We start from the raw sequence: 23,202 nt of genomic DNA, 5'->3' as shown, positions 1-23,202 counted from the left end.
GGAGTTTCTGCCGGCCTAGTGTTGCAGGACCAGCAGTTCCTGCACGGCAGCCGAATTCGCCACAGAATTTATCGTGCCCGCGTTAATGGCGAACGACAGGTTCACAGCTACGACGGGAGCGACATTGATGTTGATGCAGAGCGTTTCCCTGGCGGGAAGCAACTCCAGGACTTCGGCGTCGAGTTCCCCAGGTAATAGCGCGGTAGAAGTGGTCATTGCACTTCATCCCTCTCCCCCGGGCATTACCCGGGTCCAAAATTCACATGGTTACCGGACGACTACTGCGTGACGTTGATGCTCTGCAGTGCAGCGCTGTCAGCGTGTGACCACAGGGAAGCGAGGTTCAGTGCCATGGATGTGTTGGTAGCTTCAACAGCTGCCAGGTTGAAGCTCAGGCTGTCGCCTCCGTAGTAGGTCAGGGTTTCCCTCGCGGGCAGCAGTTCCACCTGCTGGCCGTCCAGGTCCTGGATGGTGAGTTCCGTCATGTTAATCACCCCCTCCCGACGTCTCGCCAACAGTCAACGCGGAACCCCGTGGCAGCGTCATCACCGGAGCGTTATTTTTGCGTTGTTCAGCCAAGAGCGCTTTCCCGGCCGCCCGTTTATGGCCTAATTCGTGCGTTTAGGATGGGTGATACCGGGCAGTAACGTGTCCGAGGACAATTCTTCTGACTCACCAGGAAAGCAGGCGGCCGCGTATGGCGGACAACGAAGGCACGATGGTAATCCGCGCGTGGACGGAACCTGCGCAGGGCCACGCAGTCCGCGCCCGCCTGATTTCCAGCCATCCGGGCAGTGACAGGGAAACAGTGGAGGCTGCCGGCGACGCCGAGCAAATCCTCTCGGCCGTACGGCGCTGGCTTGACCAGCTGCAGGCAAGTGGCGGCACCCGCGCCTGAAGTGTCTTGGCGAGGAGGCCCGTTGGGGGATGTCCCCTCCCCCCTATGTTTGTAAAGCGTCTTGACATGACGTGACCAAGTGTCACGATGGGTGTCTGGGGGTCAAGTGTTCGCCGTTTGAAGGGGAATGGCATGACTGTGGCACTGGCACAGGAATGGCACTTGAGCCTGTTGGGGGCTTGGCGGTTGCAACGGGGCAACACAACCATGGCAGTGGCCTGCCGGGAGCAGCGGTTGATTGCTTGCGTCGGCCTCCTCGGGTGCCGCCGCCGCAGTTTCCTGTCCGGCCTGCTGTGGCCCCGAAGCAGTGAGACGCAGGCAGCCGGGAACCTGCGCACAAGTGTCTGGTGCATATCGCACTCATTCCCGCACCTACTCCATGCCACGGCCGACATCCTGGAGTTGGATGAGTCGGTCAGCGTGGATGTGAGGGCGCTGCAGCGGCACGTGGCAATGCTGCGCGAACAGCCCGGCATCCAGATCCCGGACGCCTACCTGGACCACCTGAGCCGCGCCGAGCTGCTGCCCGGCTGGTACGACGACTGGGTGATATTCGAACAGGAGCGGCTGCGGCAACTGCGGCTCGGCGCGCTTGAGCTCATGGCCAGGCAGTATCTCGCCGGAAACGAGCCCGGGCGGGCGGTGATCGCGGCGCTGTCTGCGGTCAGCATTGAGCCGCTGCGGGAATCGGCGCATCTCCTTCTCGTCCAGGCGCACCTGGCGGCAGGGAACCGGGCAGCAGCGGTGCGCGCCTATTCAATGTTTGCCAGCCGGCTGGACGCGGAACTCGGCGTCCAGCCTTCCCGCCAGCTGACGGAGCTGGTGTCCGCCTTCCACCCGCGGTGACCTCCCCTAGCAGGCGGGAATCTTGACGGAAATCTCCGTTTCGCAGACGTGAAAGTGCGGTAATTTGTGCCCATGGACTTCGGCAGCGCTGACAGCTGGGGGGCCGCGATCTACTTCTGGATCATCCCCATAGTCCTCGGTGATGCCATTTTTCCGCCTGTCCCGTCCGAGATGGTGGTCATCACCGGCGGGGCACTCTCCGCGGACGGGCGCGCGAACGTCTTCCTGGTGACCGCACTGTCAGCCCTCGCCTCGTGGATAGGCGACATGCTGGTCTTCCAGCTCTTCCGGCGCCGGCTCAGCCACTTCCTGGACCGCTGGCGGTATGGCCGGCGGGTCCACCAGGGCATCCATGATGCGCTCGCCAAACTTGGACGGTCATCTACGTATGGCGGCATTATTGGCCTCCGTTTCATCCCGGGCGGCCGGCTGGCCACATCAGCGGCAGCCGGCATCGCCAACGTTTCCGTCCGCGGCTTCAGCCTGTGCGCCGGACTCGGCGCCGTGCTGTGGGCCTGCTGGCTGGTGGGCCTCGGCTATGTCACCGGCTCGGCCACCAAGCTGCCGTTCTGGGCCAGCTCGCTGATCGGGGTGGCGCTGGGGCTGGTGGTGGGCGCCGTCGTCGGGATTATTGTCACCCGCCGCCGCGGCAACCGCTCCCCCGTGGAGGAACCGGGCCCGTTGGGCTGAGGAGGCTAGACGGGCAGCCACTTGCCGCGGCTGCGGCGGAGCACGCTCAACGTGCCGGTCAGCGCAACGCGTTCGACGGCGTCGCGCATCATGGCTGCCGATTCCCGCGCCTGCTGGTCCTCGCCGCTGTCCTCCGTCGCCTCCACGAGGAAGCGCAGGTTCAGCTGCGGCACCCCGCCTGAGATCTGCAGCTGGTGTGACTCAACATGGTGGCGTGTCCCAAGGACCTCGACGGCAGTATCCATCACGGACTCGGGAGCATACCCCGGCCGCAGCCCGGTGATCTTGAGGCGGGTCTGGAACGAAGGCATGCCCTCCACCCTATCCAAACCCCGGATGCGCTATCACTTTTGGTCCCTATCCGGCCAGTTTAGGGACCAAAAGTGATAGCGCAGCTGCAGGGTTTAGCCGGTGTTGCGGAGGCCGGCGGCCACGCCGTTGACGGTGATGAGCATGGCCCGCTGCAGCCGCTCGTCGATCTCGCCGCCGCTGATGGTTCCGCTTTCGGTGCGGATCCGGCGCAACAGTTCCACCTGCAGGTAGCTGATCGGGTCCAGGTACTGGTCGCGGACCTCCAGCGAACGCTTGAGGGTGGGCTGTGCGTCCAGGAGGACGTGCTCGCCGGTGAGGTTCTGCACCTCGGCGACGGTGAGCTCGTATTCCTCCCGGATGGTCCGGAAGAGGTGGTGCAGTTCCTTGGGCACCAGGGTGTCCACGTAATACCCGGCGATATCCAGGTCCGTCTTGGCCAGGGTCATCTCCACGTTGGACAGCACCGAGCGGAAGAAGTGCCAGTGCTCCATCATCTCCGCGAGCTGGTCACCGTTGCCGGCTTCGCGGGCGGCCTTCAGCCCGGACCCGACGCCGAACCAGCCGGGCACGATCTGCCGGGACTGGGTCCAGCCGAACACCCACGGGATGGCGCGCAGGCCGCCGAGCCCGGCGCCGGAATCGGGCCGCTTGGACGGGCGGGACCCGATGTTCAGGGAGCCCAGCTGCTCCACCGGGGTGGACGCCATGAAGTAGGCCGGCAGGTCGGGATGGTCCACCAGGTTCCGGTAGCGGTCGAACGCGGCGTCGGAGATGATTTCCATGACCTGCGCATAGCGTTCCCGCTGGTCGTCCGAGGTGCGGGGGTCGCGGTGCAGCGCCGAACCCTGCAGGACGGCGGCCAGGGAGAGCTCGAGGTTTTCCCGGGCCAGCTCCGGCAGCGAGTACTTGTCCGAGATGACCTCGCCCTGCTCGGTGAACTTGATCTCGCCTTCCAGGACGCCGTTGGGCTGGGCCAGGATGGCGTCGTAGGTGGGCCCGCCGCCACGGCCCACGGAACCGCCACGGCCGTGGAAGAGGCGCACGCGCACGCCGTGCTTGGCAGCCACATCGCGCAGCTTCCGCTGGGTCTTGTGGATTTCCCACTGGCTGGTGAGCACGCCGGATTCCTTGTTGGAGTCCGAGTAGCCCAGCATCACTTCCTGGATGTCGCCGCGCAGCCGCACCAGTTCGCGGTAGGACGGGTCGGAGAGCAGCTGGTCGATGATCTCGGCCGAGGCGCGCAGCTCCTCCACGGTCTCCAGCAGCGGCGCGAAGCCGAGCTTGGCGTAGGGCTTTTCGCCGAAGAGGTTCACCAGTCCGGCTTCCCGGGCGATGACGGCCGCGGCCAGGACGTCGTCCGCACCGCGGGTCATCGAGATGATGTAGGTCTCGATGACGTCCGGCCCGTACATGCGCAGGGCGCGCCGGATCTCACGGAAGACGTCGTAGGTGCCGTCCGCGGCGCCGGCGAGCTTGATCGGGTGGCCGGACAGCGGGCGGCGGGAGGCGAGTTCCGAGCCCAGCACCTCGAAGCGCTGCTGGCGGGAGAGCTCGGCGTAGCGCACGCCCGGGCCGCCGAGCCGGTCCATTAGCTGGCCGACGGCGTCGTGGTGGTAGTCGGCGTGTTCCCGGATGTCCAGCGTGGCCAGGTGCAGGCCGAAGGAGGCGATGGCGCGGCGGACCCGCGCCAGGGCACCGTCGGCGGCCAGCGAGGCGGAGTGGTTTCGCAGCGAGAGCTCCAGGAGTTCAAGGTCCGCCAGCAGTTCGTCCGTTCCGCTGTAGTCGCGGCCGTGCTCGTGGTTGGAGTTGACCGCCACCCGCTTGCCCGTGTTGATGAGCTTGGCTTTGATGCAGGTGAGCTTCAGCCGGTACGGCTCCTGGGCGTTGAGCTCAAGGACCCGCTTGTCCAGGCCGGGAAGCTTCTCCAGGTCGGCATCGATAGATTCCAGGAGTTCCTTGTCCGCCCCGGCGAGCGCCGTGGAGTTGGACAGGATGGAAATCAGCTCATCGATCATGCCGATGCTGATTCGGATGGCGTTCTGGTTCTGGATCTGCAGGATCTCGCGGGTGACTGCGGCGGTGACGTTGGGGTTGCCGTCGCGGTCGCCGCCGATCCAGGAACCGAACCGGATGGGTGCGTCCTTGGAGGCGAGGGTGACACCATGCTCGCTCAGCAGTTCAGACAGCTCGGTCAGCATCTCGGGCATGGCGTCGGTGAGGATGCCGCCCAGGTAGTAGATGGCGTTGCGGGCTTCATCAACGGGGGTGGGCCGGACCTGGCGCAGTTCGTCGGTCTGCCACATCTGGTCGATGATTTCCGCGAGCTGGCGGTCCTGCCGGCGCCGGGCGGTGGTGCCCTCTGCGGTGGGCTGCGCCAGGACGTCGGAGAGCTTGCGGATCTTGTCCAGCACCGAGCGGCGGGAGGCCTCGGTGGGGTGGGCGGTGAAGATGGGGCGGACGTCCAGTCCGTTGACAACTTCCTGCAAGACGGCAGGACCGGCCTGGCCGGCGATTTCGGCGACGGTCCTGGCCAGCCAGCCGTCCTTTTCCGTGCGGGTCCGCAGCCCGCGGACCCGGTGCACCTGCTCCGCCGCGTTGGCCAGGTGGAAGTAGAACGCAAAGGCGCGGACCAGGTCGGTGGCCTGCTCAATGGGCAGGGAGCCGAGGAGCTCGCGGACCTGGGCAACGACGTCATGCGCGCTCCACGGGCCGGTGGCGTCCGCACCGCCGCGGGCGGCCTCCTTGGATTCCTTGGTGAGGAGGCGGACCTGCTCCACCAGGTCCAGGAGTTCCGGCCCGTGCTGGCGGACCAGGGACTCGCCCAGCAGGGTGGACACCCGCCGGACGTCTGCCCTCAGTTCGGCGGCAAGGTCAGTTTCGGGATGCGTTGCAGTGTGAGCCATGGAAGCAATCTTTCGAGGGTTTCGGACTTGGCTCGTACACTGCGCTGGATACTGTGAGCCACGTTACTGATCAAAAATGGTACCCGCAGGGCGGCGCCACCGGGGAATTTGTCTCAGATAATGTCATCCGCCGGGTAACCTACGTGACGCTTGACCCGCTCGAGCTCGGCCCGCAGCTGTGCCACCTCGGCTACCGCGGCAGCGGCCTCAGCGTCACGCCGCCGCGCCCTTGCTGCGCCGATGGCCGCGGAAAACAGGCCCAGCGGCACCAGGACAACCAGCGCCCACCCTGCGGCGGTAAAAAATTCCAGGGCCACGGGAAGCGCGGCGCGGAAGTCCACAAACTCGTTGACGCCGTCGGCCATTCCGTTCAGTGCCCCCTCCAGCGGGACCAGGAACTGCCCTACCATCGGTGTTTCAGGGAGCGGCGGCGGGTTGAGCCTCGCCTCCTGGTCGCCGCCCCAGCGCCCGTCCCCCAGGTGGTTGAGGACGTAGATGCCCGCCCCGACGCTGGCTGCCATAAATACGACGACGGCGGCGAGCGCTGCGAGGTCCGGGCGCCGGCGGCGCTACAGCAGGACAGCCGCCCCGCACACCAGCGCCGCGATCCATGTCAGCGCCTTGAGCCAGTCACTGCCGACCCCTGCAAAGATGTCCACAGCACCTATTCAACCGTGCGCACCACATTTTGATGGTGCCAAAGGCGTTAACCGCCGAAGGCTGACAGCCCGGTGACTGCCCGGCCGACAATCAGGCTGTTGATCTCATACGATCCTTCGTAGGTGTAGATCGCCTCGGCATCCAGGAAGATCCGGGCCATCCGGTAGTCGGCCAGGATGCCGTTGCCGCCCAGGATGGACCGGCCCAGCGCCACCGTTTCACGCGTCCGGGCGCTGAGATAGGACTTGGCGAGCGCCACCTGTGGCATGTCGGCCATCCCCTGGTCCTGCAGCCGGGCAAGTCCGGCCATCATTCCCATGCTCGCCACGGCGTTGCCCAGCATGGTCACCAGCTGCTGCTGTATGAGCTGGAACTGGGCAATGGGCCGGCCGAACTGCCGGCGATCAAGGGCGTACTGCCGGGCGACGTCGAACGCCGCAAGCTGTTGCCCAACAGCCTGCCACGCCACACTGATGCGTGAACCCCGCAGCAGTGCCCTGGTGTCATTGAAACTGCTGATTGGCGCGAAGCGGTCCGCCTCCGCCACCCGCACATCCTCGAACACGATGTCCGCGTTCTGCACCGTCCGGAGAGCTGTCTTGTTTTCGATCCGGGTGCGACGGATGCCCGGAAGATTGGCGTCCACGATGAAGCCGCGGACCGCCCCGTCTGCCTCGTCCCGTGCCCACAACAGCATGTAGTCGCAGAACGTCCCGTTGCCGATCCAGCGTTTGGCGCCGTTCAGCACCCAGGCGTCCCCGCCGCCGTCGGGCCTTCCCGTTGCGGAGGAAATCCTGCGCGCCCGGGTTTCCATCCCGCCTGCCACGTCGGAGCCGTGTTCCGGTTCGGTCAGGGCGAAGGCGCCGGTGATGCGCAGCTCCGAGGCGTCCGCCAGCAGCCGCTGTTGCTGTTCGGGGCTGCCAAAAGTGTGGAGCGCCTCAACGAAAAGGCCGTGGTGGACCAGGAAGAACGTTGCTATGGAGGTGTCCGCGCGGGTCATCTCCGCGATCATCAGGCCCGCGAACAGGTTGCTGTACCCGCGCCGGGCGGGTGCGTCCAACTCGAGGGCCGCGAGTTTGGGCAGGATGTGGACCGGGAACTCCGCGTTGTTCCACCATTCCCCCGCGCATGGCGTGATTTCGGCGGCCAGGAAAGCCCTGAGCTCGGCCAGCTTGTCCCGTTCCGGCTGGGTCAGCAGGGATTCGTAGGAGTAGAAGTCCGCAGTGGGCAGGTCCAGTGCCTTGCCGGCGGGGCTCATTTCGGCCCCATCCGGATGGCGCCGTCCAGGCGGATGGTTTCCCCGTTCAGCATCGCGTTGTCCACGATGTGCGCCACCAGCTTGGCGTATTCCTCCGGCTTGCCCAGCCGGGAAGGATGCGGGACCTGCGCGCCCAGCGAGTCCTGCGCCTCCTGCCGCAGGCCGGCCATCATGGGGGTTTCGAAGATCCCCGGGGCTATGGTGACCACCCGGATCAGCGAGCGCGCCAGTTCCCTCGCGACGGGCAGCGTCATGGCCGCTACCGCGCCCTTCGACGCCGCGTATGCCGGCTGGCCAATCTGGCCTTCGAAGGCCGCCACTGAGGCCGTGTTGATGATGACGCCCCGCTCGGGACCACCAATTTCCGTAGTGGCCGGTTCCGTGGCCACCATCGCCGCGGCGGCCAGCCGGAGCACGTTGAAGGTGCCTACGAGGTTGACCTGCACAACCCGGTTGAACGCGTCCAGCGGCAGGACCCCTTCGCGCCCCAGCACCTTTCCGGGGGTGGCAATTCCGGCGCAGTTCACTACAACCCGCAAGGGTCCCAGGTTGGCAGCGGTCCCGACGGCGGCCTGCACGTCGGCCTCGCTTGTCACGTCGGCGGGGGCAAAGACGGCGGTGTTCCCGTCCGCCCGGCTGTTGAGCTCGTCCGCGAACGCCGCCCCGCTGGATGAAGGGAGATCCAGGAGCACAACGTTGGCGCCGACAAGGAACAGTGTGCGGGCGGTGGCGGCCCCCAAACCGGACGCACCTCCGGTGACGAGCGCGACGCTGCCTGTGATGTCCATCCATCCTCCTTGATGTGGCGCCTCACCGCGCTGGCAGCAGCGGGGTATCAGTTAGTGAATGTTAACTGAAATGGACCCGCTCCGCACTATCCCTGCTCCCCGGATGCGGAAGTCGCCGCGGCTAGGGTGGATTCCATGATCTCCAGCCGATCCAAAGTCGACCTCTGGCAGGACCGCGCTAACCACGCCGCACAGTCCGTGACGGCCCTCTTTGGCCGGAAACTGATGTTCCTTCCGGGCACGCACCTGGCCGTCGTCACCCACGAACCGCTGCAGCCCATCGCGAACTGGCAGGCGGCACTGCAATGGCTAAGCTCCCGGGCCGCCCTGCAGTTTCCGTGGCACTACTGGTGGCAGGCCCACTATGCCGACTGCCTGGTGGACAGTGGCGAACGGGAACGGGATGGCGGCACCCCGCTCTGCCTCGACAGTCCCGCCCGCCCCGACGCCGGGCGGCTGGCATCCCGGCTGCTGACGGGGATCCGGCTGCGGAACGCCAACACCTACGTCAACAACTACTACGACGACATGGCCTGGCTGGCCCTCGCCGCGCTCCGCCTGGACAAACTGGCCGAAGCTATGGGGAACCGGGGCGGCGGCCGGAACGCTGCTTTCTTCAGGTCCCTCACGCTGCAGTTCGATGCGGCCAGCACCGGCGATATGGGCGGCGGCGTGTTCTGGAGCAAGAAGCGGGACTTTAAGAACACGCCCGCCACCGCACCGGTTGCCCTCTTCTACGCCCGCACGGGACAGCGCGCCAAGGCACAGTCCCTCATCGACTGGCTGGACCGCACGCTTTACGATCCGGCCCAGCCGCTCTACCTCGATGGCGCCCGGTGGGACGCTACCGGCAACGTCACCATCGACCGGACGGTGTACACCTACAACCAGGGCCCCGTGCTGGGAGCCCTGCTTGAGTTGGGCGGGGACGCCAACCTCGCCCGGGTGGCGGAGGTGGTGGCGGGAGTGGACCAGCTGCTGACGGTGCCCGCCCGGGTTGGCGGCGCGTCCGACGGCGGAAGTTCAGACCGCACGCAGGTCCTCCGCTGCGACGGCACGGGCGACGGTGGCCTGTTCACCGGAATCCTGTGCCGGTACCTGGCGCTCGCGGTGCGCGATGCAAGGCTTCCGCAAGCAACCCGCGATACCGCCGCCCGCCTGGTCACGGACACGGCGCAGGCGCTCTGGGAAGGACGGCGCAGCCTGGCCGCCGGCGAAGCCGCCCGGCAGCACAAGGACACGAGCATTTTCTCCATCCATGCCGTGCAACCGGCTGTCGCGACCTATCCGGAGGGCGCCGTCGTCGAACTCTCCACCCAGCTGCAGGCGTGGATGACACTGGAGGCAGCGGCGGCCATCAACCGGTAAGCGTGCGGCTGGACGGGGGCAGGCGGACTGCAAGCGGGTCTGCCTAGCGGATCCCCGCGAGCGGCGTCACCGTGCCGCCCCTAAGCTTCACTTCCCCGCCGTCGGCGACCAGCCGGGCTTCCTTCTTCCCCCCGTGCGGAAAAACAAGCGAGGTCAGGCTTTGGCCGCCATCCACAAACACCTCCACGGAAGACCTGTCAACGTAAGCGGTAAGGCGGACAGTGCCGGCGCCCTTCGGCCCTTCCACTGCGCGGGCGTCACGGTACAACGGGTCCACCTCTTTGCCCCTGCCGGCGTCCGCAACGGCGTCGCCGTCCCGGACCACAAAGGCCTTGCCGGTGCGGAAGTCGTAGCCCACAGTGGCGTAGGTCCTGCCGCCGCTTTGCAGGAGCAAGCGCCCCTCGCCGGCGCCGGATTCCGGCCGCTCGAATTCCAGGTCCACCTTGTACGCACCGCTGTCCGGGACAGCCAGGGCGCCATCGTCCGACCTGCCTCCTGCCGCAGGCACCGGGCCGGCAGGCAACTCCACGGGCGGGCCCTCCAAGCTCTGCAAGGCGGGGGTGGGTGTGGAGACCAGAGCCGGCCTGCCGCCGTCGGAGGTCAGCCGGAGGTCCCGCACCACCGAAGCCGCTCCAAACCACGTGCCGGTAGGCAGGTTCCGGGCGTAGGCCCAGTTGTTCATCCAGCCGATCGCATGCCGGGTGGCCTTCCGCTGGCCGTCCGTCAGCCGCGGGTCATCCCAGGTGACGGCCGCGTAGAAGTCTGAACCGCCGTCGAGCCACTGGTGGCCGCCGTCCGCCGTGAAACCCTTGCCGTCGAAGGTTCCCGTCCAGTACGCCAGCCCCGTGGTCCGGCCCTCCTCCGCGCCGTTGGCGCTGGCAGCCAAAACCCAGGTCCGCTTGGCGGGGTCGCCGTCAACGTCCATCTGAAAGAAGTCCGGGCATTCCAGGATGCCCAGCTCGTCCCGTTCGAACGCGGACAGGTACGTCCACTGCTTGAGGTCCTTCGAAGTGTAGAAACCGATCTTGTGCCCCTCCGCGAGCAGCATCAGCCACTGGTTGTTGGCGTCGTCGCGCACAATCCGCGGGTCACGCCAGTGCCCGGCCCCGGGGTTTTCCGTCACAGGGTTCCGGTCATAGTTCTGGAACGAGTAGCCGTTGTCCGTGGAGTAGAACAGGGACTGCCGCTGGACGCCCTCATGCTGCTGCGTCAGGACCGCGATCACGGCGCCCTTGCCGAACCCCGCGCTCCCTTCGGTGTCCACCACTGCGGACCCGGTCTCGATGTCACCCAGGCCGTTGCGGAACTTCTCGATGGCCACGCCCTCGTTGTTCCAGTGCACCAGGTCTGTGCTGGTGGCGTGGTACCACTCCGTGCCGTTTCCCTCGGGGTAGTCCACGTTGTAGAGGTAGTAGTAGTGCCACAGCCCGTCCAGGAAGAACGGCCGCTGCGGATCATTCATCCAGCGCTGGTCCGGGGTGAGGTGGTAGGCCGGGCGGAAGCCGGGGTCCTCCGCGGGCCCCGCCAGGCTGGCCGCATCCGGCGCGGACCAGGCCTTCTCCACGCCCAGGTCGGTGAGCAGGGCGTCGCGGGCTTCTGCGCTGATGCAGTCCGGAAGTTCGACGGCGGCGGCGTCCTTTTCCATGCTCGCGTCCACGCTGCTGCGGAGGAAAACCGTCCCCTCCACCCGGGTGGCGGCCAGCCAGCCGGTACCGCATTCGATGCTGCGCAGGTCCTCGGTGCCTTCCGTTTTGATGCTGCCGCCGCGCTCAACCAGGGTGGAGTCGTCTCCCTTAAGCCAGAGGGACGCGTACCCGCCGCTTTGGTCCTTCGCCACCGACTGGGCTGCCGCCACGCTTTCCAGGGCACGGCCGGCAATCCCGACGGGACCGGACCGCATATTTCCGGCCAGGACCAGGGGCACTGCCAGCACCAGTACAACGATGGCGGCCACCGTCCAGAGGAGGACGCGGTTCCGGCGGGCGAAATTATGAAGGGCGGGCAGTACGGTACCGAGGGGATTCCGGGTCATGGCTACATTTCCGTCGCTGAACGCACAAGTGCCGTCCCCCGGGATGGGGAACGGCACCAGCGCAAATGAACCATAGATTTTACCGGTCCCTTATCGGGATCCCGAATCCCCCTTGTCCCGCCTGAAGAGTTTTTGTCCACATATGCAGACTTCCAGCGCGTTTATCCCTGCATATCTGGACAAAAACTCTGGCGGGGAAGGTCAGCGAGGATCCTTCGGGCGCTTCTTCTGCGGATGCGGGGTCTCGCCGCGGGCCAGCATCTGTACGAACTCTGCGATCCGGCGCTCGCGGGTGGCCGCCTGCTTCGCGGCATTCGTGCGGTAGATCAGGGCGAACCGGTTGGTCCTGGTGAGCACGTCAAACATCGCCTGGGCCGCGGGAACCGCGGCGATCGCTGCGGCAAGGTCATCGGGGACCTCCGCCGTCGCCTGCCCGGCATAGGCTTTGTCCCACCGCCCGTCGGCTTTCGCCGCCTCCACAACTGCACGCCCGGCGTCGGTCATCTTTCCGGCTTCCTCCAGCCGGGCGATATACGTGACGTTCCTGGCGGACCAGGCACTGCGGGGACCGCGCGGCGTCATGCGCTGGCAGGAGCTTTGGTCGTCCCTGCGCCTGGCCTGGCCGTCGATCCAGCCAAAGCACAGCGCCTCATCCAGCGCGGCCGCGTAGTCCAGTCCGGTCACCTTGCCGCCCTTCTTGTGCAGGACCAGCCATACTCCCGGACTGGTTTTGTGGTTGGCTTCCAGCCAGGCCCGCCAGGCGGCGGCGTCAGGCACCAGCAGTTCCTCGAGTTCCACGGCCATGTGGCCTATTCTGCCCCTGCAGCCGCAGGGCACAAGTTCCGCCGCCTTTCGGTTCCGCCCGTGGCATCATGGCCTTACGTCCCGTTGCCGAGATGAAGGTCAGTGCCATGCTCCGCGTCCGTCCCCTCCATTTCACGTCGAACATTGAGTCCTGGGAGCGGCTGCTCACCGCATTGGGGCTGGTCCTGACCGAGGGCGACGGCGGCTTCCGCGTCTATGATGCCGGGGCCGGGCGGCTGGCAGTCCACGAGGTACCGGGCGGGGCGGCCGAGGACGGGACCACGGCCCTGGCCGTTGAGGTTGGCGACCTGGCCGAGTTCGCCCGCCGCACCAACCTCGCCGCGCAGGAGGAAGGGACCACGCCAGCCGAACTGGTCACCGTGGATCACGGCGATGCCTGCCGGATCACCGCTCCGGACGGGTTCAGCTTCCTGGCTGACAAAGCCGCGGCAGGCACGGAGGGCGGCGGTGCGGACCCGGCGCTGGCCGTCGTCGGGGTCTGGTTCACCGAGGACGCTGACGCGGCCGCCCGAACGCTCCGCCACATCGGCGCGCGGCCGAGGCCCGTGCCGGACAACGACGAAACGGCGGACTTCACGGCCAAGAACGGCGGGATCCTGCTGGTGCGGCCGGCAACCGGGCCGTCGCGGTCCGGCCTGGGCTTCGAGTACGACGGCGCCCTGGAACCGCTGCGCGACCGGCTCGCCTCAGCGGGGTTCCAGGTCAGCCTCACCGAGGAGGCATTCGGCAGCACGCTTCACGTCGCCAACCCCGACGCGACCGGGGACGACGCGCCCCCGGTGCCTGCCACGGTCTGGATCTCCCGGCACCTTCCCATGGGGTAGAACTTAACCATGAACGTGCGCACCCCTGACCCGAATCCCGGCTGGCTTTCAGAAGAAGACCTCTTTGAGGCTCGCGGGCGGCTGCCCATGGTGTACGTGGAGGCCGTCCCGGTCAGGCTGGATCCCCTGGGGTACGTGAACGAGGTAGGCACCCTGCTGCAGGCCGACGCGGACGGGACCATGGTCCGGTCGCTCGTTTCCGGCCGCGTCATCTACCGCGAAACCATCCGCGCCGCCCTGCTCCGCCACATGGAAAAGGACCTGGGGCCGCTGGCGTTCCCCCAGCTGCCCATCAGCCCGGTTCCCTTCACAGTGGCCGAATACTTTCCGGCACCGTCCCAGACCGGTTTTACCGATGAGCGCCAACACGCCGTATCGCTGGCCTACGTCATCCCGGTCACCGGCGAGTGCGAGCCGCGCCAGGACGCGCTGGAACTGACGTGGATGACCCCTGAAGAAGTCCTAAGCCCCGGCGTCCAGTTGGAGTTTTCCGGCGGCCGCGGCAGCCTGATCCGCCAGGCCCTGGCCTTCGCCGGCGTAGGATCCTAAGCCGCTCCGGGAACCTGGGGGTCCCCGGTTTTGTCAGCCCGCCTTTGTAGACTGTAGGGCGGACCGCAAGAGAACGTAAGGACTCCCATGACCGAAACACCAGCCGCCCCGAACCATAGTGAACAGCAGGCTGGAACCCTGTCCACCGGTAGCGTCATCCTGCTGCCTGACGGCCAGCGGACGGCGGAGATCCACCAGGTGGAGGTGGAGCGGGACGATTTCGGTGCGCCGGCGCTGGTGCTGGCCAGCCTGTCCGGAGGCGGTACCTTGCGGATTGCGGTCGGCACCGCGGTGACGGTCGTCGCCGAAGCGCCCGACGGCGTCACCCGCCTTCCGCTCGCGGCCGCACCGCCGCTTCAGGGCGGGCAGCCGGCTGAAGCCGGGCAATCAACGGATCCACGGCAGGGGCAGCCCGTTGAAGAGGCGGCCAACGCGCCCGCGCCCGCCGCCGTCGTCGTGCCTCCCCTGCCGCCTGTCCCGCCGGCCGGCACCGGGCCCAGCGAAAAGGAACTCGCCCTGATCCCGGCGCCGGAGGGCACCCCGGAGTCGGTGGTTGAAGCCGCCGCCGCTGTACATCCCGATGCTGTGGGTGTCCTGCTGCTCGCGGACAGGCTATCCAAGGGCGTGAACTTCAAGTCGGGCAGCTGCCTGAAAGACCTGACGGACCTTGCCCACGAACTCTTCATCACACTTAAGGATGCGGACCACGCGCTGGCCGTGGCCGACCTCCTGACCGTCCTTCCCTATGACGGCAACCCCGGGCGCTGGGCTTCAGTGGAGGCATCGCTGGCCCTCGCCAGCTACATCTGCCGGCAGGACGGCCAGAACGAACGCGCTGCCGTGTACGAAAAACTGATCCGGACCCCGGAGAACCAGGAAACGGACCCCTTCAAGGCCCGGATGGCGGCCAAGGTCCGGCAGCGTTCGCTGAACGAGCCCAACCTGTACGACAAGGAAATCTTCCGGTCCATCGACAACTCCAACCAGGACGCCGAGCGGGAATGGCGGCTGCTGCGCCTCGAATCACTGCTGTTCCTGCGCGCCCACGGAGGCTCGGAGACCATCGGCATGACCGAACTCGAGCGCCGGATCACCAATGAGCTTGAGGCTGTCCGTTCGTAGGGAAATTCCCCCTACCCGGGGCCGTGCCGGAGTTGTACATTCGGGGCTATGACCAACAACCTCAGCGTACTGATCAACGCCGACGCACCGCAGGTCTGGACCATGCTGCGCGAACCGTCCAAGGTGGCCCAATGGCACGGCTGGCAGGCCGAGGACCTGGACGCCGAAATCAAGGAGATCTACTTTTCGGGCGACGTGGAGGAATCCCCGGACCACACCAGCCTGACCGTCCACGGCGGCGACACGTTCGAACTCCGCCCCGTTCCGGGCGGCACCCAGGTCAGTGTGACACGCGGCGCCCTGGACCACGACTCGGAGTGGGCCGCCTGGGATGAGGACATCACCCAGGGCTGGCTCACGTTCCTGCAGCAGCTGCGCTTCGCGCTCGAACGCCATCCGCACGGCAGGCGCCACACCCTCTTCCTGCACCTGACGGAAGGGCAGGGCTCAGCGATCGAGAAGCTTGGTCTCGCCAACCTGCCGGCGCCGGGTGAGCCCTACAAACTGACCCTGGGCACCGGCGAGGAGATCAGTGGAAAGGTCTGGTACCGCACCAGCCACCAGGTGGGGGTCACGGTACACAGCTATGCCGAGCACGGCGAAGGGCTCCTGGTGGTGGCCGACCATCCCGCCATCAAGGACGTCCGGGCGGAGGGTGACGGGTCCTTCATCATCGCCTCCACGTATGACCTGGGCGCCGCGAAGCTGGATGCCATCCGCTCGTCCTGGGACTCCTGGCGGGAGCAGCACTACGCCTCGTCGCCGCCCGTAAGCTGACAGCCCATTTCCCGGGGCCGGGCCGATTGCTGGCACACTGGTACGGTGCCAGCCAACCCCGCTTCCGTCCCCGCAGCCGCTCCCCCCGCAAGTCCCCTGCCGGCCCAGTCACAGTTTTCCTTCACCGTGGGCACCCGGCTGGCCGAATCCTGCCCGCCGTCCGCCATCCAGGTAGAGGAGAACGGCGGGGAGTTCCTGGGCCGAACCGGCACCATCACCACACCGCACGGTGAGATCCGGACGCCGGCGTTCATCGCCGTCGGGACCAAGGCCACCGTCAAGGCAGTGCTGCCCGAATCCATGGCAGACCTCGGCGCGCAGGCACTGCTGGCCAACGCCTACCACCTCTACCTGCAGCCCGGCGCGGACATCCTGGACGAGGCCGGCGGCCTGGGCGCCTTCATGAACTGGCCCGGCCCCACCTTCACGGACTCCGGCGGATTCCAGGTGATGAGCCTGGGCTCGGGTTTCAAGAAGGTCATTGACATGAAGTCCGTGGATGCGTCCGGCCCGGACGACGCCGTGGCGCCGGGCAAGGAGCGGCTGGCGCACATCGACGACGACGGCGTCTGGTTCAAGAGCCACCTGAACGGCGACCGTCACCGCTTCTCCCCCGAGATCTCCATGCAGGTCCAGCACCAGATCGGCGCGGACATCATGTTCGCGTTCGACGAGCTGACCACGCTGCAGAACTCGCGCCGCTACCAGGAGGAGTCCCTGGAGCGCACCCGGCTTTGGGCTCTGCGCTGCATAGAGGAGCACTTCCGTTTGACCGGGTCCAGGGTGGGCAAGCCGTACCAGGCGCTGTTCGGCGTGATCCAGGGCGCCCAGTACGAGGACCTGCGCCGGAAGGCCTGCCGCGACCTTGGTGCCATGCCCTTTGACGGGTTCGGGATCGGCGGTGCGCTGGAGAAGGAGAACCTGGGCACCATTGTCCGGTGGTGCAACGAGGAACTCCCGGAGGACAAGCCGCGCCACCTGCTGGGCATCTCGGAGCCGGACGACATCTTCACCGCGATCGAGAACGGCGCCGACACGTTCGACTGCGTTTCCCCCACCCGGGTGGCCCGGAACTCCGCGTTCTACACCCCGTACGGCCGGTTCAACCTGTCCGGGGCGAAGTACAAGCGCGACTTCGGGCCGCTGCAGGACGGCTGCGACTGCTACACCTGCGCCAACTACTCCCGCGCGTACATCCACCACCTGTTCAAAGCCAAGGAGATGCTCTCCGCCACGCTGATCTCCATCCACAACGAGCGGTTCGTGGTGAAGATGGTGGACGATGCCCGCCTGGCCATTGAGGCCGGCATGTTCTTCGACTTCAAGGCTGAGACCCTGGGCCGGTACTACTCCTGACGCACCTGGGCGGCCTCCCGCCGTCGAATTCGCCGGAACGGTGCGGGGACGCTGAACCGGAACAGCGTCCCCGCACCGTTCCGGCGTCCCCGCCGTTTTCCACATGACGACGGCGGCATCTGGTCATCAGCGGCGAGTTCGTCCGACTGCGGCACGGTTGCTACATCCGCGCTGCCGTGTGGGAGAAACAGTCCCCCGCGATGCAGAGTCTGCAACTGATCCATGCGCATGCCTACGGGACGTTGACGACGTCGGCAGGCGGCTTTATCTACAGCCACACCTCGGCGGCGCGGCTCCACGGCCTTTTCCTGTGGAACGTGGATGACCTGATTCATCTTTTGTTCCGGGTGTCACCGTCCCGTCGGCGCCTTGGCAAGGATGTCCGCGGCCATACCCAGCCTTATACGGACGCAGATGTCACTACCCGCAGCACGCTCCCGGTGACCAGCCTGGAACGCACAGTGGTGGACTGCGCCATGATGCTCGACTACCGGCAGGCGCTGATTCTTGTGGACAGCGCACTCCGGATTGGTGCGGATGCCGCCGTCATGCACGCTGCTGCAGCCGGGCTGTCCGGGTACCGGGGAGTACGAAACCTCCGGGCGGTCCTCGCCAATGCGGATGCCCGGGCTGAATCGGCGGGTGAAACGCTGACGCGGGACCTCATTGCCCGGCTGAAACTGCCAAGGCCGGACGCCCAGGTGGAGATTCGGAGCCGCTTGGGCCGGCACCGGCTGGATTTCGCCTGGAAAGAGAAAAAGGTGGCCCTCGAATTCGACGGGAAGATCAAGTACTTCGACTACAAGCCAACGAACGAGGTCCTCTTTCAGGAGCGGCGGCGCGAGAAGGCGCTCACCGAAGATGGCTGGCTCTTTGTCCGGGTGGAATGGAAGGACCTGTTCCGCGAGCAGGAATTCAAGAACCGGATCCTGGCGGCCCTCCGACGTCAGCCAGGTGCCGCCGTCGAAATCGCTGGAACGGTGCCGGCGACACAACGCTCCTAGGCGGCGGCTCCGTAGCTGGGTTCCCGCCTCTTCATCCAGCGGATCACCAGCGCGGTCACCGGCACCAGGATGAACTCCGCGAGGGTCTTGTAGACGAAGCCCGCAACCACGTAGTTCACGAACGTGCCGAAGTCCGTGATTCCGATGACGGACGCGGCGAAGCTGCAAAAAATCAGGGTGTCCACGACCTCGCCGGCGACCGAGGACCCCATGATGCGGGCCCACAGGGACTTCTCCCCGGAACGGGCCTTCATCTTCACCAGGATCCAGGAGTTGATGGTTTGGCCGGCAAGGAATGCCAGCAGCGACGCCAGCACGATCTGCGGAACGGGGCCGAGGGCACCCTCAAGCGCCGCCTGCTTGGAAACCCCGAACTCGTCATCGAACCCGGGCAGGAGGATGATCACCCAATAGCAGAGGGACGCGAAGACGGACAGTGCGAAGGTGGTGAAGATTGCCTTGCGCGCCACCTTGAAGCCGTACACCTCGCTGATGACGTCACCCAGGATGTAGGCCAGCGGGAAGAGGAAGAATCCGCCGTCGGTGACGATCGGTCCCAGGACCACGCCCTTGGAGGCACCGATATTGGACAGGATCAGCACCACCGCCATGAACGCCAGCATGATGCCGAAGTACGGGGACCCGACGGATGCGAAGCGGGCAGCGGCATCCGGGGATGTGGTTTTGGGCAGGGCGTCGCGGCCTGATGCAGATGACACGAAGGAAGTCCGTTTCAAAGTGGTTCGCTCGATGCCCGTCACTGATGAGGGCGGCCGGCTGTATTAGCACTGGTCGGGCCATTCTCCCACCGGCCCGTCCCGCCAGCCACCTGAAAGCGGCCTTGTGGCCCTGAACACCCCGGCTCCGCTGCCGCTGTACGGCAACACAAGGAAAACATCCGACGCCGGATGGCAGGATGGGAACATGACTTCCGTTTCCGTTGACCCAACTCCGTCCGCGGCCGGCCCCGCCGTCGTGCTCACCATCGCCGGCTCCGAGGCGACCGGCGGCGCCGGCGCGCAGGCCGACCTGAAGACCTTCCAGGAACTCGGCGTTTTCGGCATTGCCAACCTGACGTGCATCGTCTCCTTCAACCCGAACGACAGCTGGAACCACCGCTTCGTGCCGGTGGACCAGCAGGTGATCGCGGACCAACTGGAGGCGACCACGGCGGCCTACGGTCCGGCGTCGGGAGCGCCTTCCGTGCTGGACACCGTGAAGATCGGCATGCTGGGCAGCCCCGCCACCATTGCGACGGTGGCCGGCGCCCTGAAGAACAACAGCTTTGGCAACGTGGTCCTGGATCCCGTGCTGATCTGCAAGGGACAGGAACCGGGACACGCACTGGACACGGACCAGGCCCTCAAGGCGCAGATCCTGCCGCTGGCCACCTTCGTGACGCCGAACCACTTCGAGGCGGAATCGCTGTCCGGTATGGAGATCACGGACGTCGAGTCACTCAAGGCCGCCGCCGTCCGCATCCACGAGCTCAGCGGCGCCGCAGTCCTCGCAAAGGGCGGGGTGCGGCTGGAAGGCCCGGACGCCGTCGACGTCTTCTACGACGGTGAGACACTCGAAGTCCTGGCTGCGCCCAAGGTCGGCGAAGTGGCGGTCTCCGGTGCAGGCTGCTCGCTCGCAGCTGCCGTTACCGCGGAACTGGCAAAGGGCTCTTCTCCCCTCGAAGCCGCCCGGACCGCCAAGGAATTTGTCACCGCCGGCATCCGGAACCGCCTGGCGTCCGGGGCCCCGTTCGAGGCCCTGTGGCAGGGCGGCGCCCGCTGACCCCACCCCGCCACGGTAGAGCGGACCGTCCAGCTGCTGGTGCACCATGCCGGCGAACTGATCCCGCAGTCCAGCCTGGGCGTGCAGTTCCTGAGCCCGGAAACGCTGATCAACACCGCTGGCGTGCCCCTGCATCAGGCCGCCGCGGACGCCTACCGGGCCCTCCACGGCTAGGATGTCGGGCCGCTGAATTACTCAGCCGCCCGAGTGCGCCTGCAGGAAGCTGTACACCTCGGTCTCGTCCACGCCGGGAAACGCACCCGGCGGCATGGCGGCGAGAAGATGCGAGTGGGCGCGGGCTGAGGGCCACGCATTTCCGGCCCAGGCGTTGGCGAGCTCTTCCGGCGGGCGTTTGCAGCAGGTGGGGTCCGGGCAGTTGGAGGTGGCCCGGGCCATGGTTTCCCGTCCGCGGAACCACTTCACGTGCTGGTACGGCACCCCGATGCTCAGCGAATACTCACCTGTGGCGGAGCGTTCCGTGCGGGCGGTGCACCAATACGTGCCCGACGGTGTGTCAGTGTACTGGCTGTAGGCACTGAACTTGTCCGGCACATCGAACACCGCCCGGGACGTCCAGGCTTTGCAGGACGGCTGGCCCTCGATGGCGCCCGTGTGGTCCTGCGGGAAGTTCACGCCGTCGTTCTCATAGGCCTTGTAGATGATGCCGCTCTGGTGCGTCTTCTGGAAATGCGTTGTGATGCCCAAGTGCCTGGTGGCCAGGTTGGTGAAGCGGTGCGCCGCCGTCTCGTAGGAAACCGCGAAAGCGTCCCGGATGTCCTCCACCGCGATTTCCTTGGCCGCCTTGGCTTTTTGCAGAAATTCCACGGTCGCCTGCTCGGGAAGGAGCAACGCGGCGGCGAAATAGTTGGTGGCCACCCGTTGGGCGAGGAAGTCTCCGTAGTTCCGTGGCGTTTCATGGCCCAGGACGTAGTGGCCGAGCGCCTGCAGCAGCACGGACCGGGGATCGTGGTCCTGCCGCTGATTTTGGGTCAGGTAAATTCTGCGGTTCTTCAAGTCCGTCACGGAACGGGTGGAATGCGGCAAATCGCCCACGTGGTGCAGGGTGAATCCGAGATGCGCGGCGATATCCGCGATAACGTGCTGGCTCAGCGGGCCGGTGGTGTAGCCCACCTCCTTGAGGACCTTCTGCGCTTCAACTTCGTACTCCGGGAAATAGTTGCCCCGCTCACGCATCATGGCCCGCAGTTCCCCGTTGGCGCGGCGGGCCTCCTCCGGCGTGGCCACCTGCTCATTCATCTTGCGTTCCAGCTCGTGGAGCAGCCCCACCTGGGCCTCGAGCACATCAAGAGGAAGGCGCGAACTGATGCGGATTTTGGGCAGGTTCAAGGACTCGTAAAGCGGTCCGCGCTGGTACCGCTCCAGTTCGATTTCCAGGGCCGTGCGGCGGCTGGGCGGCTCAGCCCCGAGCAGCTGATCAATGCTGATGTTGAGCGCCCCTGCCAGGTGCTGCAGCAGTGTCAGCTTGGGTTCCCGCTTGCCATTCTCAATCAGGCTCAACTGGCTGGGGGCGGTCCCGACGGCGGCGCTCAGGTCATCGAGCGTCATGCCGGCATGTTTGCGCAGATGGCGGACGCGGCGGCCCAGTGCGATGACGTCCAGTTCAGACGTGGACCCGGAGGGCAATGGCCGTGAAACTTCCCTGTTCCAGCTTGCAGGCGACATTTCTGAAGAATACGCGAAGAAGTGCGTTTCTTTCCACGGTTTTTATCTGGAAAGGGGGTTGAAAGTGCTGAAAAGTAGTTGTCACGGAAAAGTTACCCGGCACCGGAAAAGCCGGTGGGAACCCCAAAGGCGAGGTTCCCACCTACCGAATCCGGAGCTCAATCAAGGAGATCAACGATGACTGCAGCTTTTGAGCCCACCTCGCAGACGCCCGAACAGCAGGCCGCCGCCCTGGAGCTCGAATGGTCCGCCAACCCCCGCTGGGAAGGTGTGACCCGGGACTACTCAGCTTCCGACGTCGTCCGCCTCCGCGGCCGCGTCTCCGAAGAGCACACCCTGGCCCGCCGCGGTGCCGAGAAGCTGTGGAAGCAGCTCAGCGAAGAACACAAGACCGGCGGCTACACCAACGCCCTCGGCGCCCTGACCGGCAACCAGGCCGTGCAGCAGGTCAAAGCCGGACTCCGCGCGATCTACCTCTCCGGCTGGCAGGTCGCCGCGGACGCCAACAACTCCGGCCACACCTACCCGGACCAGTCCCTCTACCCGGCCAACTCGGTCCCCACCGTGGTGCGCCGGATCAACAACGCCCTGCTGCGCGCGGACCAGATCGAATTCGCCGAAGGCATCAAGTCCGTTAAGGACTGGCTGGTCCCGATCGTCGCCGACGCCGAGGCCGGCTTCGGTGGGCCGCTGAACGCCTACGAACTGATGAAGTCCATGATCCAGGCCGGCGCGTCAGGGGTTCACTGGGAGGACCAGCTCGCCTCGGAAAAGAAGTGCGGGCACCTGGGCGGGAAGGTCCTGATTCCCACGCAGCAGCACGTCCGCACCCTGAACGCGGCCCGCTTGGCCGCGGACGTCGCCGGCACCCCCACCGTCGTGATCGCCCGGACCGACGCCGAGGCAGCAACCCTGATCACCTCCGACGTCGATGAACGGGACCAGGAATTCATCACCGGTGAGCGTACCGCTGAGGGCTTCTACAAGGTCCGCAACGGCATCGAACCCTGCATCGCCCGCGCCAAGGCCTACGCCCCCTACTCGGACCTGATCTGGATGGAGACCGGCACCCCGGACCTGGAGCTGGCCCGCAAGTTCGCCGAAGCGGTGAAGTCCGAGTTCCCGGACCAGATGCTCTCCTACAACTGCTCGCCGTCGTTCAACTGGAAGAAGCACCTGGACGACGCCACGATCGCCAAGTTCCAGCGCGAACTCGGTGCCATGGGCTTTACCTTCCAGTTCATCACCCTGGCCGGGTTCCACGCCCTGAACTACTCGATTTTCGACCTCGCCCACGGCTACGCCCGCGAAGGCATGAGTGCCTACGTCGAACTCCAGGAAAAGGAATTCGCCTCCGAATCCCGCGGCTACACCGCAACCAAACACCAGCGCGAAGTCGGCACCGGCTACTTCGACACCATCTCCACCGCGCTCAACCCGAACGCATCCACCCTGGCCCTGGTGGGATCCACCGAAGAAGGCCAGTTCCACTAGTCCCCAGCCGCCCCTCCCCAAGTAAGTAGCA

Annotated in this window: 23 protein-coding genes and 1 pseudogene; 13 read left to right on the top strand and 11 right to left on the bottom strand. The window is 66.3% G+C overall.

All coding sequences use genetic code 11. The features are described from left to right. Positions 1 to 15: 15 nt before the first annotated feature. A complete protein-coding gene (locus ACLH0K_RS03610) occupies positions 16 to 216 on the bottom strand; it encodes a hypothetical protein (protein ID WP_411375495.1) in 201 nt (66 codons plus the stop codon). A 62-nt stretch (positions 217 to 278) separates the two neighbouring features. Next, positions 279 to 485 carry a hypothetical protein gene (locus ACLH0K_RS03605; protein WP_411375494.1) on the bottom strand — a complete coding sequence of 69 codons (207 nt, stop codon included), beginning with the start codon at positions 483 to 485 and terminating at the stop codon, positions 279 to 281. A gap of 212 nt (positions 486 to 697) precedes the next feature. Here ACLH0K_RS03605 and ACLH0K_RS03600 point away from each other — a divergent pair, with 212 nt between their 5' ends. The 3 genes from ACLH0K_RS03600 (at position 698) to ACLH0K_RS03590 (ending at position 2,434) form a co-directional block, all read left to right on the top strand. Further along, complete coding sequence (locus tag ACLH0K_RS03600; protein WP_411375493.1) at positions 698 to 898, top strand: hypothetical protein; 201 nt, start codon at positions 698 to 700, stop codon at positions 896 to 898. Positions 899 to 1,030: 132 nt separating this feature from the next. After that, positions 1,031 to 1,744, top strand: a complete 714-nt coding sequence (locus ACLH0K_RS03595) for an AfsR/SARP family transcriptional regulator (RefSeq protein WP_411375492.1) — start codon at positions 1,031 to 1,033, stop codon at positions 1,742 to 1,744. Between the two features lie 72 nt (positions 1,745 to 1,816). Next, a complete protein-coding gene (locus ACLH0K_RS03590) occupies positions 1,817 to 2,434 on the top strand; it encodes a DedA family protein (protein WP_411375491.1) in 618 nt (205 codons plus the stop codon). Positions 2,435 to 2,439: 5 nt separating this feature from the next. Here the strand turns inward: ACLH0K_RS03590 and ACLH0K_RS03585 are convergent, their stop codons facing one another. The 5 genes from ACLH0K_RS03585 to ACLH0K_RS03565 all read right to left on the bottom strand — a co-directional run bounded on the left by ACLH0K_RS03585 (position 2,440) and on the right by ACLH0K_RS03565 (position 8,355). After that, positions 2,440 to 2,745 carry a hypothetical protein gene (locus tag ACLH0K_RS03585; RefSeq protein WP_411375490.1) on the bottom strand — a complete coding sequence of 102 codons (306 nt, stop codon included), beginning with the start codon at positions 2,743 to 2,745 and terminating at the stop codon, positions 2,440 to 2,442. A 93-nt stretch (positions 2,746 to 2,838) separates the two neighbouring features. After that, on the bottom strand, positions 2,839 to 5,649 hold the full coding sequence (gene ppc / locus ACLH0K_RS03580) for a phosphoenolpyruvate carboxylase (protein ID WP_411375489.1): 2,811 nt from the start codon (positions 5,647 to 5,649) through the stop codon (positions 2,839 to 2,841). A 113-nt stretch (positions 5,650 to 5,762) separates the two neighbouring features. Continuing rightward, the gene (locus ACLH0K_RS03575) at positions 5,763 to 6,170 is read right to left on the bottom strand and encodes a hypothetical protein (RefSeq protein ID WP_411375488.1); all 408 of its coding nucleotides are present in this window, start codon (positions 6,168 to 6,170) and stop codon (positions 5,763 to 5,765) included. A 185-nt stretch (positions 6,171 to 6,355) separates the two neighbouring features. Next, the gene (locus ACLH0K_RS03570; RefSeq protein WP_411375487.1) at positions 6,356 to 7,567 is read right to left on the bottom strand and encodes an acyl-CoA dehydrogenase family protein; all 1,212 of its coding nucleotides are present in this window, start codon (positions 7,565 to 7,567) and stop codon (positions 6,356 to 6,358) included. Beyond that, entirely contained in the window at positions 7,564 to 8,355 is a 792-nt protein-coding gene (locus ACLH0K_RS03565) for an SDR family NAD(P)-dependent oxidoreductase (protein WP_411375486.1), read from the bottom strand. Before ACLH0K_RS03565 ends, ACLH0K_RS03570 begins: the two co-directional genes overlap by 4 nt. Before the next feature lie 135 nt (positions 8,356 to 8,490). On the opposite strand from ACLH0K_RS03565, the gene ACLH0K_RS03560 reads away from it, so the two are divergent. Further along, positions 8,491 to 9,723 carry a glycoside hydrolase family 76 protein gene (locus ACLH0K_RS03560; RefSeq protein WP_411375485.1) on the top strand — a complete coding sequence of 411 codons (1,233 nt, stop codon included), beginning with the start codon at positions 8,491 to 8,493 and terminating at the stop codon, positions 9,721 to 9,723. Positions 9,724 to 9,766: 43 nt separating this feature from the next. Here the strand turns inward: ACLH0K_RS03560 and ACLH0K_RS03555 are convergent, their stop codons facing one another. Together ACLH0K_RS03555 and ACLH0K_RS03550 are read right to left on the bottom strand one after the other, a co-directional pair. Next, the gene (locus ACLH0K_RS03555; RefSeq protein WP_411375484.1) at positions 9,767 to 11,755 is read right to left on the bottom strand and encodes a glycoside hydrolase family 32 protein; all 1,989 of its coding nucleotides are present in this window, start codon (positions 11,753 to 11,755) and stop codon (positions 9,767 to 9,769) included. Between the two features lie 201 nt (positions 11,756 to 11,956). Next, the gene (locus ACLH0K_RS03550) at positions 11,957 to 12,559 is read right to left on the bottom strand and encodes a YdeI/OmpD-associated family protein (protein ID WP_411375483.1); all 603 of its coding nucleotides are present in this window, start codon (positions 12,557 to 12,559) and stop codon (positions 11,957 to 11,959) included. Positions 12,560 to 12,666: 107 nt separating this feature from the next. On the opposite strand from ACLH0K_RS03550, the gene ACLH0K_RS03545 reads away from it, so the two are divergent. The 6 genes from ACLH0K_RS03545 (at position 12,667) to ACLH0K_RS03520 (ending at position 18,212) form a co-directional block, all read left to right on the top strand. Beyond that, positions 12,667 to 13,404 (top strand): VOC family protein, encoded by a 738-nt coding sequence (locus tag ACLH0K_RS03545; protein WP_411376395.1) that lies wholly within the window; start codon positions 12,667 to 12,669, stop codon positions 13,402 to 13,404. Between the two features lie 9 nt (positions 13,405 to 13,413). Beyond that, positions 13,414 to 13,953 carry an NUDIX hydrolase family protein gene (locus ACLH0K_RS03540; RefSeq protein ID WP_411375482.1) on the top strand — a complete coding sequence of 180 codons (540 nt, stop codon included), beginning with the start codon at positions 13,414 to 13,416 and terminating at the stop codon, positions 13,951 to 13,953. Between the two features lie 87 nt (positions 13,954 to 14,040). Next, complete coding sequence (locus ACLH0K_RS03535) at positions 14,041 to 15,075, top strand: DUF6707 family protein (RefSeq protein ID WP_411375481.1); 1,035 nt, start codon at positions 14,041 to 14,043, stop codon at positions 15,073 to 15,075. A gap of 48 nt (positions 15,076 to 15,123) precedes the next feature. Next, the gene (locus ACLH0K_RS03530) at positions 15,124 to 15,852 is read left to right on the top strand and encodes an SRPBCC family protein (RefSeq protein ID WP_411375480.1); all 729 of its coding nucleotides are present in this window, start codon (positions 15,124 to 15,126) and stop codon (positions 15,850 to 15,852) included. Positions 15,853 to 15,897: 45 nt separating this feature from the next. Then, positions 15,898 to 17,208 carry a tRNA guanosine(34) transglycosylase Tgt gene (gene tgt, locus ACLH0K_RS03525; protein ID WP_411375479.1) on the top strand — a complete coding sequence of 437 codons (1,311 nt, stop codon included), beginning with the start codon at positions 15,898 to 15,900 and terminating at the stop codon, positions 17,206 to 17,208. Between the two features lie 200 nt (positions 17,209 to 17,408). Next, positions 17,409 to 18,212, top strand: coding sequence for a hypothetical protein (locus tag ACLH0K_RS03520; protein ID WP_411375478.1), 804 nt, complete (start codon positions 17,409 to 17,411; stop codon positions 18,210 to 18,212). Here ACLH0K_RS03520 and ACLH0K_RS03515 read toward each other — a convergent pair. After that, the gene (locus ACLH0K_RS03515; protein ID WP_411375477.1) at positions 18,209 to 18,931 is read right to left on the bottom strand and encodes a queuosine precursor transporter; all 723 of its coding nucleotides are present in this window, start codon (positions 18,929 to 18,931) and stop codon (positions 18,209 to 18,211) included. The two genes, ACLH0K_RS03520 and ACLH0K_RS03515, sit on opposite strands and share 4 nt — an antisense overlap. 205 nt (positions 18,932 to 19,136) lie before the next feature. Here ACLH0K_RS03515 and ACLH0K_RS03510 point away from each other — a divergent pair, with 205 nt between their 5' ends. Beyond that, positions 19,137 to 19,994, top strand: a complete 858-nt coding sequence (locus ACLH0K_RS03510) for a hydroxymethylpyrimidine/phosphomethylpyrimidine kinase (RefSeq protein WP_411375476.1) — start codon at positions 19,137 to 19,139, stop codon at positions 19,992 to 19,994. 12 nt (positions 19,995 to 20,006) lie between these two features. Next, positions 20,007 to 20,168, top strand: a pseudogene (locus ACLH0K_RS03505) (C4-dicarboxylate ABC transporter substrate-binding protein); the annotation flags it as partial. A 21-nt stretch (positions 20,169 to 20,189) separates the two neighbouring features. Here ACLH0K_RS03505 and ACLH0K_RS03500 read toward each other — a convergent pair. Then, entirely contained in the window at positions 20,190 to 21,677 is a 1,488-nt protein-coding gene (locus tag ACLH0K_RS03500; protein ID WP_411375475.1) for a helix-turn-helix domain-containing protein, read from the bottom strand. Between the two features lie 177 nt (positions 21,678 to 21,854). Here ACLH0K_RS03500 and aceA point away from each other — a divergent pair, with 177 nt between their 5' ends. Further along, positions 21,855 to 23,171 (top strand): isocitrate lyase, encoded by a 1,317-nt coding sequence (gene aceA, locus ACLH0K_RS03495; RefSeq protein WP_411375474.1) that lies wholly within the window; start codon positions 21,855 to 21,857, stop codon positions 23,169 to 23,171. Positions 23,172 to 23,202 lie beyond the last annotated feature (31 nt).

This window comes from Arthrobacter sp. MPF02 (assembly GCF_046605375.1).
In the GTDB taxonomy this organism is placed as follows: Bacteria; Actinomycetota; Actinomycetes; order Actinomycetales; family Micrococcaceae; genus Arthrobacter.
This window is presented reverse-complemented; position numbering and strand designations above follow the sequence as displayed.

What these genes read in the sequence shown, in the direction of transcription:
- ACLH0K_RS03610 (WP_411375495.1), bottom strand. Translation starts at nt 216, where the DNA reads ATGACCACTTCTACCGCGCTATTACCTGGGGAACTCGACGCCGAAGTC.
- ACLH0K_RS03565 (WP_411375486.1), bottom strand. Translation starts at nt 8,355, where the DNA reads ATGGACATCACAGGCAGCGTCGCGCTCGTCACCGGAGGTGCGTCCGGT.
- ACLH0K_RS03545 (WP_411376395.1), top strand. Translation starts at nt 12,667, where the DNA reads ATGCTCCGCGTCCGTCCCCTCCATTTCACGTCGAACATTGAGTCCTGG.
- ACLH0K_RS03535 (WP_411375481.1), top strand. Translation starts at nt 14,041, where the DNA reads ATGACCGAAACACCAGCCGCCCCGAACCATAGTGAACAGCAGGCTGGA.
- ppc (WP_411375489.1), bottom strand. Translation starts at nt 5,649, where the DNA reads ATGGCTCACACTGCAACGCATCCCGAAACTGACCTTGCCGCCGAACTG.
- ACLH0K_RS03555 (WP_411375484.1), bottom strand. Translation starts at nt 11,755, where the DNA reads ATGACCCGGAATCCCCTCGGTACCGTACTGCCCGCCCTTCATAATTTC.
- aceA (WP_411375474.1), top strand. Translation starts at nt 21,855, where the DNA reads ATGACTGCAGCTTTTGAGCCCACCTCGCAGACGCCCGAACAGCAGGCC.
- ACLH0K_RS03530 (WP_411375480.1), top strand. Translation starts at nt 15,124, where the DNA reads ATGACCAACAACCTCAGCGTACTGATCAACGCCGACGCACCGCAGGTC.
- ACLH0K_RS03550 (WP_411375483.1), bottom strand. Translation starts at nt 12,559, where the DNA reads ATGGCCGTGGAACTCGAGGAACTGCTGGTGCCTGACGCCGCCGCCTGG.
- ACLH0K_RS03520 (WP_411375478.1), top strand. Translation starts at nt 17,409, where the DNA reads ATGCAGAGTCTGCAACTGATCCATGCGCATGCCTACGGGACGTTGACG.
- ACLH0K_RS03585 (WP_411375490.1), bottom strand. Translation starts at nt 2,745, where the DNA reads ATGCCTTCGTTCCAGACCCGCCTCAAGATCACCGGGCTGCGGCCGGGG.
- ACLH0K_RS03605 (WP_411375494.1), bottom strand. Translation starts at nt 485, where the DNA reads ATGACGGAACTCACCATCCAGGACCTGGACGGCCAGCAGGTGGAACTG.
- ACLH0K_RS03595 (WP_411375492.1), top strand. Translation starts at nt 1,031, where the DNA reads ATGACTGTGGCACTGGCACAGGAATGGCACTTGAGCCTGTTGGGGGCT.
- ACLH0K_RS03590 (WP_411375491.1), top strand. Translation starts at nt 1,817, where the DNA reads ATGGACTTCGGCAGCGCTGACAGCTGGGGGGCCGCGATCTACTTCTGG.
- ACLH0K_RS03570 (WP_411375487.1), bottom strand. Translation starts at nt 7,567, where the DNA reads ATGAGCCCCGCCGGCAAGGCACTGGACCTGCCCACTGCGGACTTCTAC.
- ACLH0K_RS03540 (WP_411375482.1), top strand. Translation starts at nt 13,414, where the DNA reads ATGAACGTGCGCACCCCTGACCCGAATCCCGGCTGGCTTTCAGAAGAA.
- ACLH0K_RS03500 (WP_411375475.1), bottom strand. Translation starts at nt 21,677, where the DNA reads ATGTCGCCTGCAAGCTGGAACAGGGAAGTTTCACGGCCATTGCCCTCC.
- ACLH0K_RS03600 (WP_411375493.1), top strand. Translation starts at nt 698, where the DNA reads ATGGCGGACAACGAAGGCACGATGGTAATCCGCGCGTGGACGGAACCT.
- ACLH0K_RS03510 (WP_411375476.1), top strand. Translation starts at nt 19,137, where the DNA reads ATGACTTCCGTTTCCGTTGACCCAACTCCGTCCGCGGCCGGCCCCGCC.
- ACLH0K_RS03560 (WP_411375485.1), top strand. Translation starts at nt 8,491, where the DNA reads ATGATCTCCAGCCGATCCAAAGTCGACCTCTGGCAGGACCGCGCTAAC.
- ACLH0K_RS03575 (WP_411375488.1), bottom strand. Translation starts at nt 6,170, where the DNA reads ATGGCAGCCAGCGTCGGGGCGGGCATCTACGTCCTCAACCACCTGGGG.